This is a genomic window from Demequina oxidasica (assembly GCF_000975115.1).
In the GTDB taxonomy this organism is placed as follows: domain Bacteria; phylum Actinomycetota; class Actinomycetes; order Actinomycetales; family Demequinaceae; genus Demequina; species Demequina oxidasica.
The window spans coordinates 260,817-277,555 of record NZ_BBRE01000002.1 but is presented as its reverse complement, the minus strand read 5'-3'; the positions used below and the strand labels follow the sequence as shown (position 1 = coordinate 277,555).

Genomic DNA, 16,739 nt, shown 5'->3' with positions numbered 1-16,739 from the left:
AGCATCGGCCGGCGTTAGCCCTTGCCCCACTTGTCGTCGGCGTCATCCCAGGACTCGGTGCGCTTCTTAGCTGTCTCCAGCGCCTTCTCCGCTTCCTCGTGAGTGGCGTACGGACCCATGAGGTCATCCCAGGAGCTCAACTGCCCCTTCTCGACCATCTTGGTTCGGGTATTAAAAAAGTACTCCGGCTTCTGTTCCGAATCGGTGGACATGAGCATCGCCTCCACTAATAGACTGCCAGGTATGGCACCAGTACGCGAGACCATCAGCAAGGGCGTGGTGTCTCCACTGCGCGCCGTACCGAAGGGCATCACCCGCCCAGATTACGTCGGCAAGAAGCGGGCGGCGCGTTGGACTGGCGGCGATGTCCATTCTGCCGAGGCAATCGAGCGCATTCGTATCAGCGCCAAGATTGCGGCGCAGGCACTTGCCGAAGTAGGCAAGCATGTGGTTCCCGGAGTCACGACCGACGAACTGGACCGCATCGGCCACGAATTCATCCTTGACCACGGTGCCTATCCGTCGACGCTCGGCTACCCGGGCGCTGCTGGCCGACCCCCGTTCCCCAAGGCCATGTGCACCTCAGTCAACGAGGTGATCTGCCACGGCATCCCCGACTCCACCGTCGTCGAGGAAGGCGACATCGTGAAGGTAGACATCACCGCCTACAAAAACCACATGCACGGCGACAACTGCGGTTCCTTCATCGCGGGTGAGGGCACCGAACGCAGCCGTCAGCTCGTGGAGGTCACTCACGAGGCGATGATGCGTGGCATCAAGGCCGCTCACCCGGGCCGCGAGGTCAATGTGATTGGCCGCGTCATCGAGAAGTACGCCTCCCGCTTTGGGATGGAGTCGGTACAGAGCTACACGGGCCACGGTGTGGGACCCGCGTTCCACACCGGGCTTGTCATCCCCCACTACGACGCGGCCCCCGAGCATGCCGACGTCATCGAGCCGGGCATGGTGTTCACCGTGGAGCCGATGCTCGTCGACGGCTCCCAGGCCAACGAGGAATGGAACGACGGCTGGACCGTCGTGACCAAGTCCGGGGCGTGGGTCGCACAGTTTGAACACACCATAGTGATCACTGATTCAGGCCCGGAGGTTCTGACACTGCCATGAGTAAGCACATCGCACTTGGAATAGACATTGGCGGAAGTGGCATTAAGGGCGCTCCCGTCAACCTCAAGACCGGTGAACTCACCGAGGATCGCTATCGCATCCCCACCCCAGACCCTTCGACGCCCGATGCAGTGGCAAGGACGGTCGCACAGGTCATCGCCCGCTTCGAGCCGTCGCAGAAGGTTCCCGTCGGTGTCACCTTTCCTGGCGTCGTCCAGGACGGCATTGTGAAGACTGCCGCCAACGTCGACGACAAGTGGATCGGCACTGACCTGCGCCAGATCATCCGCGACTATGCGGGCCACGACGTCGTGGTCCTGAACGACGCCGATGCCGCTGGCTACGGTGAGTACAAATACGGTGCAGCTCACGAGCAGGACGGTGTGGTGTTGCTCACCACACTTGGAACCGGGGTGGGCTCAGCGCTCATCGTGGATGGCACGCTGGTGCGCAACACCGAGTTTGGTCACGTCGAGATTGACGGTGCGATTGCCGAGGAGTTCGCCGCGGAGTCCGCACGGGATCGCCACGGCCTATCGATGGAAGAGTGGACCGTGCACCTGCAGCGGTATTACTCCGAGATGGAGAAGCTGCTCTGGCCTGACCTGATCATCGTGGGTGGCGGAATCTCCAAGCACTGGGAGGAGTTCCTCCCCAAGCTGGCACTACGCGCACCCATCGTGCCTGCCGAGCTCTTCAATCAGGCTGGCATTGTCGGTGCCGCTGCACACGCCTATAACGTCCACAAGCGTCAGGCCGACGCCGCGAAGGCTGCGGAGAAGAAGGCCAAGAAGAAGAAGAGCAAGTAGCACTGAACAGGGTGCTATTAAGAGGCGTCGGGCCTATCTGACGAGCCACGACGCGGTTGCTCGTCCTCGGGCGGTGTCGCGTACTCGCGAGCCAGGGTGCCGTCTGCAATGCGTGGGTCGTCAATCATGAGCGGGATACGATCCGAGTGGGCGCGAGGTGGGGTCTTCTTCCATAGCGCCATATCCGGCTCGCTGCGTGACCCCGTGCGGACCAAGTATGGTGCGGTCAACTGGAACGCGATCCCCCGCGGAACCATGAGCACGAGCGCGACCAGGAGGAACCATCCGCCCTCGACCAGCAGCCTGGATTCAGTGAAGGCTTGCAACGCGAGCGCTGCCGTGAGCAGTGCCCACCCCAGCGGTATGTAGGAGTCACCTCGGTTGCTATGTTGCACAATGCGCCACGACCGGATCGACAACGCCACCACGATCGCGATGAGGCAAACCATGCCTGCAACGCCGAGTTGGAACCAAGCGTCGATAAAGGCGTTATGCGCGTGCGTTGCGCGTAGCGTCGTGTTCCGCACGACGGAGGCGTATGGCTCCTCCCACACGGGCCAGTAGGCCACGTAGCCCCAACCTTGAGGCCTCTCCAATGCAAGAGCCGAAACATGCTCCCAGATTCCGGTGCGGTTGGTGAGGTCGGTGTCGCGATCGAAGAGGCCTAGCACCAAGGGATAGAACTTGGCGGCCACCGCGAGCGAGAAGAGCCCGAACATGCCCACACAGACTGTTACGAGGCGACTCATTTGGCGGTCAAGCCGACGGATCACGAAGGCCGCAGCTACGAGGACCACGAGGCACGCCATGATGGCGAAGGCAGTCGCTGAACGCGTTAGTGCATGAACCAGCACCGATGCGGCGATCGTGGCGATCGCGTCCATGCGACGCACGCGCCCGTCCAGCAACATGACCACGGCGACAATGCCTGCGACCAGCGCAATAGCCGCAAACGGGTTGCGGTTTCCCACGAAGCCCTGGATGGGGCCGCCCTCAAAGAGAAGATTGTTTGACCAGGTAAAAGGCGACGCCTTGGGGTCGATTCCAGCTAGTGAGTCGAGGTCGCTCACGAGCGGGTTGAGCGGGTGGCGGACCACCACGGAGACTACGAGTTCGAAGGCCAGACCGCCGATGAGGCTGATCTGCAGGCCGCGGTAGAGCAACCGCATGAACCTAAAAGTGCCGGCGGACTGAACGGTGACGGCGGCGAGGAAGGTGGTGGCGATGAGCACGATCACCGCCAGGATTGACACCGCCGGGGTCGCGGACCAGACGGTGCTGACCCCCGCGAGCACTATTAGCCCGGTGATCAGCAGGGGGACCTTAATGCGCGACACTGTGTCCCGGAATGCGACAACCACGGCCACCAGCGTCACTACGCAAAGCGCGGCGTAAAGAGGAAGCCCGAGCATGTAGCGGAAACCCTGCCCGGAAAACATGAGCACAACGGCCCATACGGTGACCACGTCGCGTCCAGCCGACGTGTCGAGGGCGCGCATGACGCGGACGCGGCCGAGACTCAAACTCGTCATTCACACTCCTCACCAAGGGATACGTCTAATGGTCGTGGCGAGGCGTCGTCGACTGCTCATTTACTGAAGATTTTCAGCGGGACCAAGGTTCACCATACCGCGAACCGGTGCCAGACCGGGTTTTTTGCGTGAACCAATTGTTCACCTTTGGTCTATTCATACATCAAAATGCGACATATCGCCCACTTCTCGCACTGTTGTGACCGTATCGTTGCTGATTGCCCCTACCGCGCCTGGCTTACTGAGGGATTCCAGTACCGTCGCCGGAGGCGCAAGCCGTAAATCCCGGATACATTCGTGGCGTGGACCCAAATACACCCCCCGTCGCTGCACGCGAGCACACCGTCGAGAGCTTTACCCGCGAGTTTCTTCGTGAACTCAATTTTGGTCAGGGCGTCGACCTCGACCGAGCATCGGCGAACGATCAATACCTAGCGCTCGCGCGCACCGTTCGCCATTACCTCATGACGCGGTGGCTCGAGACTCTCCGCAATCAGAACCGAGATCAGGCAAAGGCCGTCGCCTACTTGTCCGCGGAATTTCTGCTGGGCCCGCAGCTCGAGAACAACTTGCTGGCTGCGGACTTGGAAGACATCGCAGCACAATCACTCGCGGAACTGGGCATCAACATCGAGGCCCTGCGGGGTGTCGAGATCGAGCCCGGACTTGGCAATGGCGGCCTCGGGCGACTCGCCGCCTGTTTCATCGACTCGTTGGCGACGCTAAATGTCCCGTCCATTGGCTACGGCATTCGCTACGAGTACGGCATTTTCAAGCAGACCTTCGTCGACGGCCGTCAGGTGGAGAAGCCCGACAACTGGCTTGGCCTAGGGTCGCCCTGGGAACTTCCCCACCCTGAGAATGCCGTCGAAGTGTGGTTTGGCGGACACACCGAATCAGTCGCCGGCGCGCAGAACGGTGCACGGAAGTGGGTCCCGGGGTGGAACGTCAACGGAGTTCCATACAACTACATGGTTCCCGGCTACCACAACGGCAGAGTGAACACCCTGCGACTGTGGAGCGCGCGCGCCACGCAAGCCTTTGACCTGCAAATTTTCAACTCCGGCGACTATGCCGAGGCGGTCCGCGCTCAAACTTTCGCAGAGAACATCTCCAAGGTGTTGTACCCCGAGGACTCCACACCACAGGGCAAGGAGCTGCGCCTGCAGCAGCAGTACTTCTTTGTCGCCTGTTCGCTGCGCGACTTCATTGAGAACGTCCTGCCCCACGACTTTGACCTCACGGCACTCCCTGAGCGCATCACGTTCCAGCTGAATGACACCCACCCCGTCATCGCCGTGCCGGAACTCATGCGACTGCTCGTCGACGAGCGCGACTGGGAATGGGACGCCGCCTGGGCAGTCGCACAGCGCGTGTTCAACTACACGTGCCACACACTCCTTCCTGAGGCACTCGAGGTTTGGCCCGTGGAATTGCTCGGGCGCCTGCTGCCGCGTCATCTCGAGATCATCGACCGCATCAACGCAAACTTCCTCGCCGAGGTCGACGCTCAGTACCCTGGCGATCAGGCGCGAATCGAGCGCATGTCAATCATCGCTGAGGGCCCCGTGCGTGCCGTCCGCATGGCGCACCTCGCGACGGTTGCAGGACATCGGGTGAACGGCGTCGCGGCGCTGCACTCAGAACTCTTGGCGTCCAAGGTCTTGAAGGACTTTGCCGAGATGTGGCCCGAGAAGTTTACGAACGTGACAAACGGTGTCACCCCACGGCGCTTCATGCGTCTCGCCAATCCTGGCCTGTCCGGCCTGATCACCGAAGCAATCGGGGACGGCTGGATCACTGACCTAGAGCGCCTGCGTGAGCTCGAGCCACACGCTGAGGACGCAGAGTTCCGCCGCAGGTTCCGCGAAGTGAAGGCCGCGAACAAGCGTCACTTCGCCGACGTTCTCGCCGCCCGCGACGGGATTGAGATTGCCGGCGACGCGATGGTGGACGCGATGGTCAAGCGTCTGCACGAATATAAGCGTCAGAGCCTCAAGTTGCTCCACATCGTGTCCCTTTACGAAGGCATCCGCTCAGGACGCCTCCCCCTTGACCGGGTGACTCCGCGCACATTCGTATTTGGTGCGAAGGCCGCGCCGGGCTACTACATGGCCAAAGAGACCATTGCGATGATCAACGCGGTGGGCCGCACCATCAACGCGGATGCCAGCGTCAAGGGTCGCCTCAAAGTTGCCTTCCCCGCCAATTACAACGTCACGCTTGCCGAGAAGCTCATTCCTGCAGCGGATCTGTCCGAGCAGATTTCGCTTGCCGGCAAGGAGGCGTCCGGGACCGGCAACATGAAATTTGCCCTCAACGGTGCCCTCACCATCGGCACGGATGACGGCGCGAATGTCGAGATCCGCGAGCTCGTGGGCGACGACAACTTCTTCTTGTTCGGAATGGACGAGCCCGCCGCGGCCGCTCTTGCCGCTAAGGGCTACCAGTCTCACGCCTACTACGAGTCAGATGTCGACCTTCGCGCGGCGCTCGATCTGATTTCGTCGGGCATCTTTACCAATGGCGACGCCGCCGCCACCGCGCCGCTCGTCTCCAACTTGGTTCACTCCGACCCGTTCATGGCGCTCGCAGACTTCCGGGCGTACATGGATGCGCAGGCGCGTGTCGAGGCCGCCTACGCGGATCACGAGGGCTGGAGCCGTTCGGCGGTCCTGAACGTCGCGCGCTCCGGCTTCTTCTCCTCGGACCGCTCAATGCAGGACTACCTCGATCGCATCTGGGGCGCCAAGCCCATGGATCAGAACCTCTAGTCGCACGTTCTCAGTTCATCCCAGCCGCGTGGTAAGCCAACGCGCCGGGGTGATACTGGAAGGGTGACTGTCGCCGCCAACCCCATCGAGCGCGTGCGCACGCGCGTGGGCAACGCACTGTTCACTAAGATCGCGGGCCCCGGAGGCTACGAGGCTCGCGACAGAATTCACAACACTGCCGGCCCGCGCTGGTTCCCGCCCGGTAGCCCTATGCGTCGAGTCCACGGGGACGCCTCGACGTTCGTCGGTGGGCTGCGAGCCCTACTGCTGCAGTCGCTTCACCCGCTCGCCATGGCCGGGGTCGCCGGCCACTCCGGTTACCGGGGCGATCCGTGGGGTCGACTCGCGCGCACGTCCACCTTCCTGGCCTTCACCACCTTCGGCAACGCGGACGATGCTCAGGAGATGGTGGATAGGGTCCGTGCCGTTCATGATCGGGTACGCGGCAAGGCGGCCGATGGGCGTCCTTACCGAGCGTCCGACCCGCACCTGCTGCGGTGGGTTCACGTGGCTGAAGCAGACTCGTTCTTGCGTTCTTACCAGAATTTTGGTGCCCGCCCTATGACGGAGGCGGATGCCGATCTCTACGTCGCTCAGTCGGGTCGCGTTGCCGCAGCGCTCGGTGCGACGGACATTCCTCAAACCACCGCGGAACTGGCCGAGTGCATCGACGGCTATCGCCCGGAACTCGCGGCCACCGATGAGGCACTCGATACCGTCCACTTCCTCCTCAAGGAGCCACCCCTTCCCTGGGCCGTCCGCCCCGGATACCAGATGCTCGCCGCCGGCTCTGTAGCGCTCTTGCCCGAGTGGGCGCGTCACGACCTGAAGGTTGGACGCTTAGGGGGCCCGCGCATCGGCCGCATGCAAGCAGCGATCGCGACAAAGGCGGTGCGATGGGGACTGGGGACCGCGGAGCACACGCACGCTCGACCAAAGTACTGACTTAGCCTCGGCGCCTCTGCGATGGGCACGACCACTTCCGCTCCAATAACAGCGGGCGGTAGGGTCGTGCCGTGACTTTTTCTGAGACTCCCCTGCTCGAGAATGCGCACGTGCGCCTCGAACCTCTTGTCGCGGAGCATGCCGCAGACTTGATTGCAGCGGCGTCCTTTGGTGAGTTGTGGCGCACTTGGTACACCTCGATTCCCGCGCCCGATGCCATGGCCGGGGAGATTGAGCGCCGGCTTGGTCTGCAGCGCGAGGGCGTCATGGCCCCGTGGACGATCATCAATTCGCGGACCGGACGCGCCGTCGGCATGACGACCTACATGAACATCGACGAGTCCAATCGGCGCCTCGAGATTGGCCATACCTGGTTGGGTAGGGAGTCACACGGTACTGGGATTAACGCCTCAGCGAAGCTGCTTTTGCTCACCCGGGCATTCGAGGATTTGGGCTGCATTGCGGTCGAGTTTCGCACCCACTGGCATAACCATCAGTCCCGCACCGCGATAGCCCGGCTGGGCGCCAAGCAGGACGGCGTGTTGCGCAACCACCAGATCTTGCGAGATGGATCATTGCGCGACACCGTAGTGTTCTCGATCACCGCTAGCGAGTGGCTAGCCGTGCGCAACGCGCTCGTGGCAAGGGTTGAGCGCGCCAGCTAGCCGATTCCGCCGACCTCGGTGCCTGGCTCGTACTCGCCGTTGGCGATCTTGTCCCAGAACTCGTCAATCTGGTCAGGGTCGAGCAACACCGTTGAACCAGCACCTGCAACGTTGTAGCCCAGGTCCTTGATGGGCGGTGTGCCCGTCACAGCGTTGCCGCCCATGCCCGAGCGCAACGTGAGCGCGAACTTGCCCAGGTCAAACACCCCTGTACCTTCGCTCACCCGGAAGGCGTCGAGCCCCGCAGCGGTGACGGGAATTAGCTTGGTGGGGTTGAGGATGGTCGCGGGGCTGAGGATGTCCTGCGCCACGGCCCCCACCAACTGCTGCTGACGTTGGGTGCGGCCTATGTCTCCCAGCGGGTCGGCGTAGCGCATGCGTGAGAACGCTAGCGCCTCATCTCCGTCCACCACGTGGCAGCCGGCCTCCCACTCCATCTTGCTGTTCTTGTCACTCACGTCCTGGTCGTAACAGAGTGAGACGCCCCCGAGTGCGTCGACGATCTCGCCCACTCCCGTGAAGCCAATCTCAAAATAGTCGTCAATGGTGAGCCCAGTCAGCTCCTCGACGGTTTCGACGAGTAGTGGCGGACCACCCCACGCGAAGGAGGCATTGATCTTGTTCTTGTCATGCCCGGGAATGTCGACGTACGAGTCGCGCGGAATGCTGATGAGCGCGACCGGGCCACTTTCCGGCTTGTGGAGCACCATGATCGTGTCCGTGCGCTCGCCCTCGGTCGAGTCCGGGTGATCCCAACCTTCGCGAGAGTCCGATCCCACGATCAAGTAGGTCTCACCCGGAGTATTCGCCGCACCGCTCAGGGCGTCTACGGAGTTGATGTTCGACTGCGCCCAGATGAGGAAGGCCACCCAATAGAGGACCAATGCGCCAATGAGTACCCAAGCAATCACGCAGCATCGATGATGCTTGCGGCGTCGCTTGGGTTGGCGGGGTGTATAGCCCTGGCCAGGCTGTTGCGGTTGGCGTGGCTGTGGTGCCGGCTGCGACCGCGCCTCGCGCGACGCGGTGGTGTGCGTGGCCTGCACCGGCGGGTGGTTCTGACGCTGGTCCTGTGCCGGCGGAATCACCGAACGACGCTGGGGCGTACTGCCGGGCGCGATCGACGGGGGCATAGGTCGGCGCGCGTCGCGTTGCCCGCTGGGGTTGTCCTCGCCTGTTGGTGTCACGTTGCGAGAATACCTTCCGCGTCACTGTTGAGGACTATACGACCCGCCCAACCGTGAGAGCCTTAGACCCATGACCGATCAGGGGCACCTGTTTCCAGGCAAGGAGTTCATCTCCACCGTGCTCGACGCGTTGGACACCAAGACCAGGATGAGCGGTGGATTGGCCCGCGTGTATCTGATGCGAGCAGCGATGGCGGGCGCCATCATCGGCGTCATGTATTTGACCGCGTTCTCCGTGGTCGACGTCTTTGCCTCAATAGGCTCCGGCGAACTCTATGGCATTGGCCGCCTGGTGGGAGCTCTCTTCTTTGGCTTTGCGCTCGTGTTCATCTACTTCAGCAAATCCGAGCTGCTCACCTCGAACATGATGTTCGTGGCAGTAGGCGGGTACTTCCGACGCATCAACTGTCTGCGCTCGTTTCGCGTCCTGACCATGTGCTTCATCGGCAACTTTCTAGGTGGCCTCGCGATTGCCTTGATCGTCATGGGGTCCACCTTGGTCGATGGCGGCGTGGGAGATCAGATGTCTGCCTCGGTCGACGTCAAACTCGCATTCGTTACCGCCGGACCTGCGGGCTGGTCGGATCTCTTTATGCGCGCCGTCCTGTGCAACTTCATGATCAATTTGGCAATGGTCCTGGTCTACAACGGCATGATCAAGGACGCCTTCACGAAGTCACTCGCGATGATCATCAGCGTCTTCATCTTCGTCTTCGTTGGCTTTGAGCACTCGGTCGCGAACACCGTGCTGTTTACGATTCAGGCACTCAACGGCGGCATCGACGTGGGACTCGCTTTCGCGAACTTGGGGATAGTGCTTGCCGGGAACTTTGTGGGCGGTGGGCTGCTCATCGGGTTCTACTACGCCTACGCGAACGATGACCGGCGCTACCTTCGCAAGCAGCGCGGGAAGCAACCTGAGTCCATCAGTGACTAGGGCCGCGCCCGTATCTCCTGGCGGGGTTTACGCAAGTCCCGTACGTGCGCCGATTCTCTCGAGCGCGGCCCTCAGTTCACCTGGCTGGAAGTACTGCACGTCTCGCTGATCGACGATCAGGCCTTCGAGGATGACGGTTGGTGTGCCGTTCATCCCGTCGATGCGGGCCTGTTCGGTCGCTGCGGCAACCCATTACGTGTAGCGGCGGTCGACAATTTGCGCGGCCACATCGTCCGGGGACACCCGCTCGCATGGCGAGGCTCACCAGTTTGTCATCGCTCAGACCCCCTGAGTTCTCCAGCGGCTGATTCGCGTAGAGCTCAGCGCTAAAGTCCAGGAAGATCTCTGGGGCCAGTTCCGCCACCACAGTCGCGGCAGCCGCGGCTCGAGTGGAGTAGTCCGTCCCCTGCGAGTACCGGTCCAGTATCGAGATGGGGTGGTAATAGACCTGGATGGTTCCGGCTTCACGCATTGCGTCAATGTCAGTGCCGTTGACCCGCTGGTGAGCGAAAGTATGCCAGAACACCCGGCGCCCGCGGCGGACTGGTGCGGCACCCCTCTAGCCGCTGGTTCGCCAGGCATCCGCACTCGTCACGCCAAGACTTCTGCCTGGCCTTCGTCGTGATCACGGCCCACTGGTACAAGCGTGGCGAGACCCTTGAGAATCCTGGGAGATCGCCAAGGATTCGAATGCCACGAACACAGATTCAACAGCGCGAACTTCCCCAACGAGCCCACCGCCGCCGCGCCTGACGCGAATCTCCGCCAAACACCACGTAAACTCTGCACAAGACCACCCGTGGTCGAGATGTGTGGCGGCTCTGCCCACATCGACTGACGTACGTTCCAGCCGCAGACGCAGGCGAGGACGACGCTCGATGGCGTGTCGCCAGGGCTCCTCGCTCTGACCAGGCTGATGCAGGACCTGGAGTTCCGATACCAAGGCCCCGGCGCCGGAGCAGCCCGGCACGGACGTTGTACGGCCGGCTATGCCGCAATCGCGGCATAGTTGCATGAGAAGGAGGAGAAGTGGCACGAGCAGGCCAACGCAGTTCGGGCGGCGCGCGCAATGGGCGCGGCGCCGGTCAGCGACGCAACCATCGCCCCTCCGAACGAAGCCTCATCTCGGTTCTTACCGGCCTCGCCCGCGAAGTCGATCGCTCCGTGAGCGGGCCGCCAACTCGCCCAGCCGTACGTACCAAGTTCCAGGTAGTAGCTCTTCTGGTGCGCGAGGAACGTGCCCGGGTACTGGCAGACGCAGACCTCAACGAATCGAAGCGTGCCAGGAAGCTCGAACAACTTGACGGAGTGGCAACCCTCATCGCGCGCACCGCAGTCCGCGACACATCACTTTTGCAGCTCCTCGCGGAGGATGCCCGCGTTTCCGACTCGGCACGGGCGGTCAAGGCAACGGTGTTGCGCTCAGCGGGCCTAGAGCCACCTGAGGAGCCAGAACCCGAGCCCGCCCCTGCAGTTGAGCCCCCTTTGGGAGCCAAGAATCAGGTTCAGCCCCAGTCGGTGACCGCACGCCAGCTCGCCAATCCTTTCCTGGCCCCCGACTTCGAGGCAGCCGCTGCGCGCAACGCGCCGCAGGCCCGCCGCCTCGCCGGCTGGGAACTCCTGGAGCCACTCTTCAGGTCCTTTGAACAGGGAGCCAACGGCGCCGCCTCTTGCATGACGTTGCCGGATCCCCGACCAGTCCCCACCCCCGCGGGCCGGGAACTAATGCCCCACCAGTCTCAGGTTGTCGCTGCGGCAGCGAGCGGTCACCGCACCTTCCTGCTCGCCGATGAGCCGGGGCTCGGAAAGACCGCGCAGGCGCTCTTGGCGGCACAGGCCGCCAACGCCTATCCCCTGCTCGTCGTCTCGCCCAACGTAGTGAAGACCAACTGGGAGAACGAGGTTCGCCTGTGGACCCCCCAAAAGCGCGCCACCGTGGTTCATGGGGACGGCGATCAGGTTGACGGTTTCGCCGACATCGTGATCGTGAACTACGAGATCCTGGACCGCCACGTCGGCTGGTTGGGCGACCTCGGGTTTCGCGGCATGGTCGTCGACGAGGCTCACTTCATTAAGAACAAGACGTCGCAGCGCTCGCAGCACATCCTCGCGTTGTCGGACCGAATCCAGGCTCGCGCCGCGCGGCCGTTGCTGATGGCACTCACCGGAACTCCTCTCATCAACGACATCGAAGACTTCCGCGCGATCTGGCAGTTCCTGGGCTGGATTGACGACACGATGCCGCTAGGCCCACTGATGGCCTCCCTGGAGGAGACCGGACTGACCCCGGTCGACCGCGGCTTCTTCGCCGCAGCACGCTCCAGCGTCATCGACATGGGCATCGTGCGTCGCCAGAAGGTCGACGTGGTCGCCGACATCCCCGCGAGGCGAGTCGCGGACATGCCAGTGGAGCTCGACGGCGCCGCGGGACGCTCGATTCGCGCGGCGGAGGCTGCCCTCGCCGCGCGTCTGGTCGAGCGGTACCGCGCCGCGGTTCAGGCGCGCTCCGCCGACAACGTCGTGGACGGCATCGATCACGAGGTTGTCCGGCGCGTGGCGGCCTCGGAGCTGAAGGCCGCAAGTGCGGACAGCGGTGCCGAGAACGTCTTCACGATGGTGCGCCGCATCGGCCAGGCCAAGGCCTCGCTGGCTGCCGACTTTGCCGCCCAGCTCTCTCGCAACGTCGGCAAGGTGGTGTTCTTCGCCAAGCACATCGACGTCATGGATCAGGCCGAGCAGATGTTCGCGGATCGAGGCATTCGCTATGCCTCAATCCGAGGCGACCAGACCCCCAAGGTGCGCGCCAAGAACATTGCCGCCTTCGTGGACGATCCCGAGGTGTCGATCGTGGTGTGCTCGCTGACTGCTGCAGGTGTCGGCCTCAACCTGCAGGTCGCATCAAACCTGGTGCTGGCGGAACTATCTTGGACGGACGCCGAGCAGACCCAGGCGATCGACCGGATCCACCGCATCGGCCAGGACCAGCCGGTCACCGCGTGGCGCATCATTGCCGCGCACACCATTGATTCCAAGATCGCCGAGCTGATCGACAGCAAGTCCGGCTTGGCGGCGAGGGCTCTCGACGGTGCGCCAGACGAGGACCTCGACACGTCGTCGAATGTGCAGCTCGAGGCGCTGGTTGGTCTGCTGACGGACGCGCTCACGGCGGAGTCGCTCGTCTAGGGGTTACCCCGTGTAAGGCGGATGAGTTGGCCGATACGCCGGGTTTTGTCGCCGTGACCTAAGCCACGGGGGCGGCCATCCATCTACGACGTACGTTGCCGCACGCCTCTAGCAACCTACCCAGATACTCGGGCGAGCAGCCCTCATACGCATCCTGTCTGGTCTTGCTCCAGGTGGGGTTTACCTTGACCGATGCTGTCACCAGCATCGCGGTGAGCTCTTACCTCACCTTTTCACCCTTACCTCTTGCGAGGCGGTTATTTTCTGTGGCACTGTCCCGCGGGTCACCCCGGGTGGCCGTTAGCCACCACCTTGCTCTACGGAGCCCGGACGTTCCTCGGTGTGGGTTGCCCCACCACGCGACCGCCTGGCCAACTCATCCGCGCGCTAACTCTACCGCGATCGCCAGCCCGGTCTGGAGCCAACCCAATTTTCCGTACCCTGGTACCCGTGCTCCTACTGTTGCCGCCCTCCGAGGGCAAGACTCCCCCGCCCGGCGGCGATACCGTCAACCTCGAGGCGCTGAGCCACCCGGAACTGACGGCCGCACGTTCGCGCGTCGGCGACACTCTTGCCAAGGTCAGCGGCCAGCGCAATGCCATGAGCGTCCTTGACGTGGGCGCGAGCCTCGCGGGCGATGTCGCATACAACACGACTCTATGGGCCAACCCGACCGCACCGGCCTCCCAGGTCTACACCGGTGTGCTTTACGACGCCGCAGGCATGGCCACCTGGGACGCTGCGACGATGGCGCGAGCCACGCAGCGCGTGCGCATCGTCTCCGCCTTGTGGGGAGCGGTTTCCCCCTCGGACTTCATACCTGCTTACCGCCTGTCGATGGCGACCAACCTGGGCCGCATCGGCGGACTGGCGACCTTCTGGCGCAAGCACCTCGCCACGCCGCTGAGCGATCTCGCCGACGGCGGCCTCGTGGTCGACTGCCGCAGCAGCTCGTACGTCGCCGCCTGGCGTCCCACCGACAACCCCTGGGTGACGGTGAAGGTATTGCGCGAACTCGACGGCAAGCGCGCCGTGGTCAGTCATATGGCCAAACACACTCGCGGCCTGTTGGCCGCTCATTTGGTAGCGGCCGATGCCGTGCCCGCCAACGCCCAGGACCTCGCCGATGCCGCGGCCGGGATGGTCGGCGACGCCCTTGTCGACGTGGGGCTCACCCCCAAGGCGAAGGGCCCCGACGAACTCACGCTCGTCATCGCCGGTTAGCGCACCTATTCGACGGGTGCGCCCAGGCACATGAGGTGACGCTCGGGGATCGCACCGCTGGTCGTGACGCGCAGTTGCAGGATGGTCAGCGAGGCCGGCGAGGGCCACATGCTTCCCCACGAGCTCACGTCGATTCCCATCGAGACTCCCACGGCAGACTTGATGGCGATGGCGTGCGTTGCGAGTGCATAGGAGCGCCCCACATCGTCCCCCTCGGCGGACTTGGCCGCGTGCTCCTTAGCAAGTTCCACGAGTAGGTCATCCATGCGCTCGCCCACGTCCGTGAACGACTCGCCTCCAGGAGCGGGCTGCGCCCCCACACGCCATTCACTCAGCCGCTCTAGGTCGGTGGAGCGAATCTCTTCCCCCGTGAGCCCCTCCCAGGAGCCGAAGTCGATCTCCTTGAGCCGCCGGTCGGTCTCCATGCGAATGCCCGACCGACGCCCTATAGCTTCTCCGGTGTCCTGCGCACGGTTCATGGGCGAGGCGATAACTCGCGTCACCTTGGGGAGGTCCCCCCAGGATTTGCGGCCGATGCGGTGGACGGCATCCGCCGCTCTCGCGGCCTGCACCCGTCCGGCCGCACTCAGGTGGGGTCCGGGAACTCCGGAGCCGGCAAATCGCCTCGCAACGGTTGCCTCGGTCACACCGTGGCGGACCAGCACTACCACCAGCGGGCTCACGAAATCCACGCTATCTGCGGCGATGCGCGGAATGGCACCGTCACCGGCAGCTGCGGAAGGACCGCCGTCTCGGATCTGACTGTCGCCGGATCCACTCACGCGTCAGTCCCACGCACCAGGATCCGACCGCACTCCTCGCAACGCACGATGTCGTTGGACTCCGCTGCGTTGATGCGGGCGACGTCGCCAGCGTTGAGGTTCATGTTGCAGCCCTGGCAGGTACCGCGAATAAACGCGGCCGCGCCAATCCCGCCGTACTGCGCGCTGATCTTCTCGTACAACGCCATCATGGTCGTGTCTAGCCCCTCCGCGGCCTTGTCACGCTCTGCGGCGATGGTGACCAACTCCGCCTCGATCTCGCTGAACGCGGCACGCTGCAGTGCCCTGAGTTCCTCGACCTGCTTCATGATCGCGTCGTACTGCGAAGTCGCGTCGGCTTGCGCCTTCTGCGCGTCCTCCAGACGCTGCATGATCTCCATCTCGACCTCTTCGAGCGCATCCTGACGGCGAGTAAGCACCTCGAGCTCACTCTGAAGCGCCTGCAGGTCCTTGGAGCTTCCCTGCCCGGACTCAAGTCGCTTGTTGTCGCGATCGGCACGAGTGCGCACCGCCTGCACATCGTCTTCGGCCTTGGTCACCTCGCGCTGAATATCGCTCACCTCAGTGCCGCGAGTGATGCGCTCGTCGTCGAGGTCGAGTGCGCGACCCATCAGTTCGTCGATTTGAGAAATCAGCGGGTGATGGTCGCGACGGTGACGCGCCTGCTGAGCGCGGATGTCCGCGTCTTGAACAACCAATAGTCGCTTCTGGTCGGCTGCGGGTGCAGTGGGCACGGGTTCTCCTTGTGAACTCAGGCGCCTGCGCGCGCGGTCCATGGGTCGGTGTTCAGTTTGCTAACGAAGGTGTCGGTCCCGGTCGCGTCGGCGACGCGCCCGGCGGTCGCGGCAAGCCACGACCACTCTGATGCGAAGTGTGCCACGTCCACGAGGAATGGCTTGCCGCCGGAGAGCTCAGCGAGTTCGCGGGCATCGGACGCGGGGTGATGACGGAGGTCCGCGGTGACGTAAACATCTACGCCACTGGCGCGCGCCACGTCAAGGTATGAGTCTCCTGAGCCGCCCATCACCGCGACCTTCACGACGTTCGCTTCCAAGTCACCCGCAATACGCACGCCGTGTGCGGTGGGGGGCAACGCTGTGGCGACGCGATCGGCAAAAGCTCCCAACGGCATCGGCGACTCAAGGCGGCCGATGCGCCCCGGGCCTACCGAGGCGTCGGCAGCCGAGGGCACGAGAGGCGTGGCATCGACTACGCCAAGAGCGGCGGCCAGCGCGTCGGCGACACCGCCGTGCGCGATGTCCGCGTTGGTGTGGGCGTTGTAGAGCGCACACCCTCCCAGAACGAGCCGGTGAACTATCGAGCCCTTGGAGGTGTCAGCCGCGACCGACGTCACACCGCGCAGCATCAACGGGTGGTGTGTCACCAGCATCTGCGCACCGGCGGCGATCGCCTCATTGATCACGGCAAGGGTGGGATCCACCGCGAAGTGGACGCGGCTTACCGACGCGGAACGGTCGCCCACAGCGAGACCGTTGACGTCCCAGTCCTCGGCCGTGGCGGGCGGAAACACCCGCTCTAGCACCTCGATCACGTCATTCACTGTTGCCATGTGAAT

The 16,739-nt window shown here is 63.5% G+C and carries 15 protein-coding genes and 1 other RNA gene; 8 read left to right on the top strand and 8 right to left on the bottom strand.

Going from position 1 to position 16,739, the window contains the following annotated elements; genetic code table 11:
* Positions 1-14 precede the first annotated feature (14 nt).
* On the bottom strand, positions 15-212 hold the full coding sequence (locus tag AOP77_RS08345) for a hypothetical protein (protein ID WP_062212640.1): 198 nt from the start codon (positions 210-212) through the stop codon (positions 15-17).
* Positions 213-243: 31 nt separating this feature from the next.
* Here AOP77_RS08345 and map point away from each other — a divergent pair, with 31 nt between their 5' ends.
* Complete coding sequence (gene map, locus AOP77_RS08340) at positions 244-1,125, top strand: type I methionyl aminopeptidase (protein WP_062212219.1); 882 nt, start codon at positions 244-246, stop codon at positions 1,123-1,125.
* On the top strand, positions 1,122-1,934 hold the full coding sequence (gene ppgK / locus AOP77_RS08335; RefSeq protein WP_062212216.1) for a polyphosphate--glucose phosphotransferase: 813 nt from the start codon (positions 1,122-1,124) through the stop codon (positions 1,932-1,934). The genes map and ppgK overlap by 4 nt, the downstream gene beginning before the upstream one ends.
* A 17-nt stretch (positions 1,935-1,951) precedes the next feature.
* On the opposite strand, the gene AOP77_RS08330 is transcribed toward ppgK, so the two are convergent.
* Positions 1,952-3,466, bottom strand: a complete 1,515-nt coding sequence (locus AOP77_RS08330; protein WP_062212212.1) for an O-antigen ligase family protein — start codon at positions 3,464-3,466, stop codon at positions 1,952-1,954.
* 302 nt (positions 3,467-3,768) lie between these two features.
* Between AOP77_RS08330 and AOP77_RS08325 the strand changes: the two genes are divergently transcribed.
* The 3 genes from AOP77_RS08325 (at position 3,769) to AOP77_RS08315 (ending at position 7,850) form a co-directional block, all read left to right on the top strand.
* A complete protein-coding gene (locus AOP77_RS08325; protein ID WP_062212209.1) occupies positions 3,769-6,240 on the top strand; it encodes a glycogen/starch/alpha-glucan phosphorylase in 2,472 nt (823 codons plus the stop codon).
* Positions 6,241-6,303: 63 nt separating this feature from the next.
* The gene (locus tag AOP77_RS08320) at positions 6,304-7,185 is read left to right on the top strand and encodes an oxygenase MpaB family protein (RefSeq protein ID WP_236685794.1); all 882 of its coding nucleotides are present in this window, start codon (positions 6,304-6,306) and stop codon (positions 7,183-7,185) included.
* Between the two features lie 71 nt (positions 7,186-7,256).
* Positions 7,257-7,850: a GNAT family N-acetyltransferase gene (locus AOP77_RS08315; protein WP_062212206.1), complete on the top strand. Its 594-nt coding sequence runs from the start codon at positions 7,257-7,259 to the stop codon at positions 7,848-7,850.
* Here the strand turns inward: AOP77_RS08315 and AOP77_RS08310 are convergent.
* Positions 7,847-9,037, bottom strand: coding sequence for an LCP family protein (locus tag AOP77_RS08310; protein ID WP_236685793.1), 1,191 nt, complete (start codon positions 9,035-9,037; stop codon positions 7,847-7,849). The two genes, AOP77_RS08315 and AOP77_RS08310, sit on opposite strands and share 4 nt — an antisense overlap.
* Before the next feature lie 70 nt (positions 9,038-9,107).
* On the opposite strand from AOP77_RS08310, the gene AOP77_RS08305 reads away from it, so the two are divergent.
* Complete coding sequence (locus AOP77_RS08305) at positions 9,108-9,974, top strand: formate/nitrite transporter family protein (protein WP_062212200.1); 867 nt, start codon at positions 9,108-9,110, stop codon at positions 9,972-9,974.
* A 27-nt stretch (positions 9,975-10,001) separates the two neighbouring features.
* Here AOP77_RS08305 and AOP77_RS12575 read toward each other — a convergent pair whose 3' ends face one another.
* Entirely contained in the window at positions 10,002-10,127 is a 126-nt protein-coding gene (locus AOP77_RS12575) for a hypothetical protein (RefSeq protein ID WP_269078424.1), read from the bottom strand.
* An 876-nt stretch (positions 10,128-11,003) separates the two neighbouring features.
* Between AOP77_RS12575 and AOP77_RS08300 the strand changes: the two genes are divergently transcribed.
* Entirely contained in the window at positions 11,004-13,157 is a 2,154-nt protein-coding gene (locus tag AOP77_RS08300) for a DEAD/DEAH box helicase (protein WP_062212197.1), read from the top strand.
* Between the two features lie 18 nt (positions 13,158-13,175).
* Here AOP77_RS08300 and rnpB read toward each other — a convergent pair.
* Positions 13,176-13,536, bottom strand: an RNA gene (gene rnpB / locus AOP77_RS08295) — RNase P RNA component class A.
* A gap of 71 nt (positions 13,537-13,607) precedes the next feature.
* Here rnpB and AOP77_RS08290 point away from each other — a divergent pair.
* Positions 13,608-14,381 (top strand): YaaA family protein, encoded by a 774-nt coding sequence (locus AOP77_RS08290; RefSeq protein WP_062212194.1) that lies wholly within the window; start codon positions 13,608-13,610, stop codon positions 14,379-14,381.
* Between the two features lie 5 nt (positions 14,382-14,386).
* On the opposite strand, the gene AOP77_RS08285 is transcribed toward AOP77_RS08290, so the two are convergent.
* From AOP77_RS08285 to AOP77_RS08275, 3 genes are read right to left on the bottom strand one after another with little or no spacing between them, the layout of a single operon-like run.
* Positions 14,387-15,163 (bottom strand): histidine phosphatase family protein, encoded by a 777-nt coding sequence (locus AOP77_RS08285; RefSeq protein WP_062212191.1) that lies wholly within the window; start codon positions 15,161-15,163, stop codon positions 14,387-14,389.
* On the bottom strand, positions 15,160-15,897 hold the full coding sequence (locus tag AOP77_RS08280) for a zinc ribbon domain-containing protein (RefSeq protein ID WP_062212188.1): 738 nt from the start codon (positions 15,895-15,897) through the stop codon (positions 15,160-15,162). Before AOP77_RS08280 ends, AOP77_RS08285 begins: the two co-directional genes overlap by 4 nt.
* Positions 15,898-15,914: 17 nt before the next feature.
* Positions 15,915-16,733 carry a Nif3-like dinuclear metal center hexameric protein gene (locus tag AOP77_RS08275; protein ID WP_062212185.1) on the bottom strand — a complete coding sequence of 273 codons (819 nt, stop codon included), beginning with the start codon at positions 16,731-16,733 and terminating at the stop codon, positions 15,915-15,917.
* Positions 16,734-16,739 lie beyond the last annotated feature (6 nt).

Bases quoted from the DNA above. Each gene is read 5' to 3' on its own strand.
- AOP77_RS08345 (WP_062212640.1), bottom strand. From the start codon at position 212: ATGTCCACCGATTCGGAACAGAAGCCGGAGTACTTTTTTAATACCCGA.
- map (WP_062212219.1), top strand. From the start codon at position 244: ATGGCACCAGTACGCGAGACCATCAGCAAGGGCGTGGTGTCTCCACTG.
- ppgK (WP_062212216.1), top strand. From the start codon at position 1,122: ATGAGTAAGCACATCGCACTTGGAATAGACATTGGCGGAAGTGGCATT.
- AOP77_RS08330 (WP_062212212.1), bottom strand. From the start codon at position 3,466: ATGACGAGTTTGAGTCTCGGCCGCGTCCGCGTCATGCGCGCCCTCGAC.
- AOP77_RS08305 (WP_062212200.1), top strand. From the start codon at position 9,108: ATGACCGATCAGGGGCACCTGTTTCCAGGCAAGGAGTTCATCTCCACC.
- AOP77_RS12575 (WP_269078424.1), bottom strand. From the start codon at position 10,127: ATGAACGGCACACCAACCGTCATCCTCGAAGGCCTGATCGTCGATCAG.
- AOP77_RS08275 (WP_062212185.1), bottom strand. From the start codon at position 16,733: ATGGCAACAGTGAATGACGTGATCGAGGTGCTAGAGCGGGTGTTTCCG.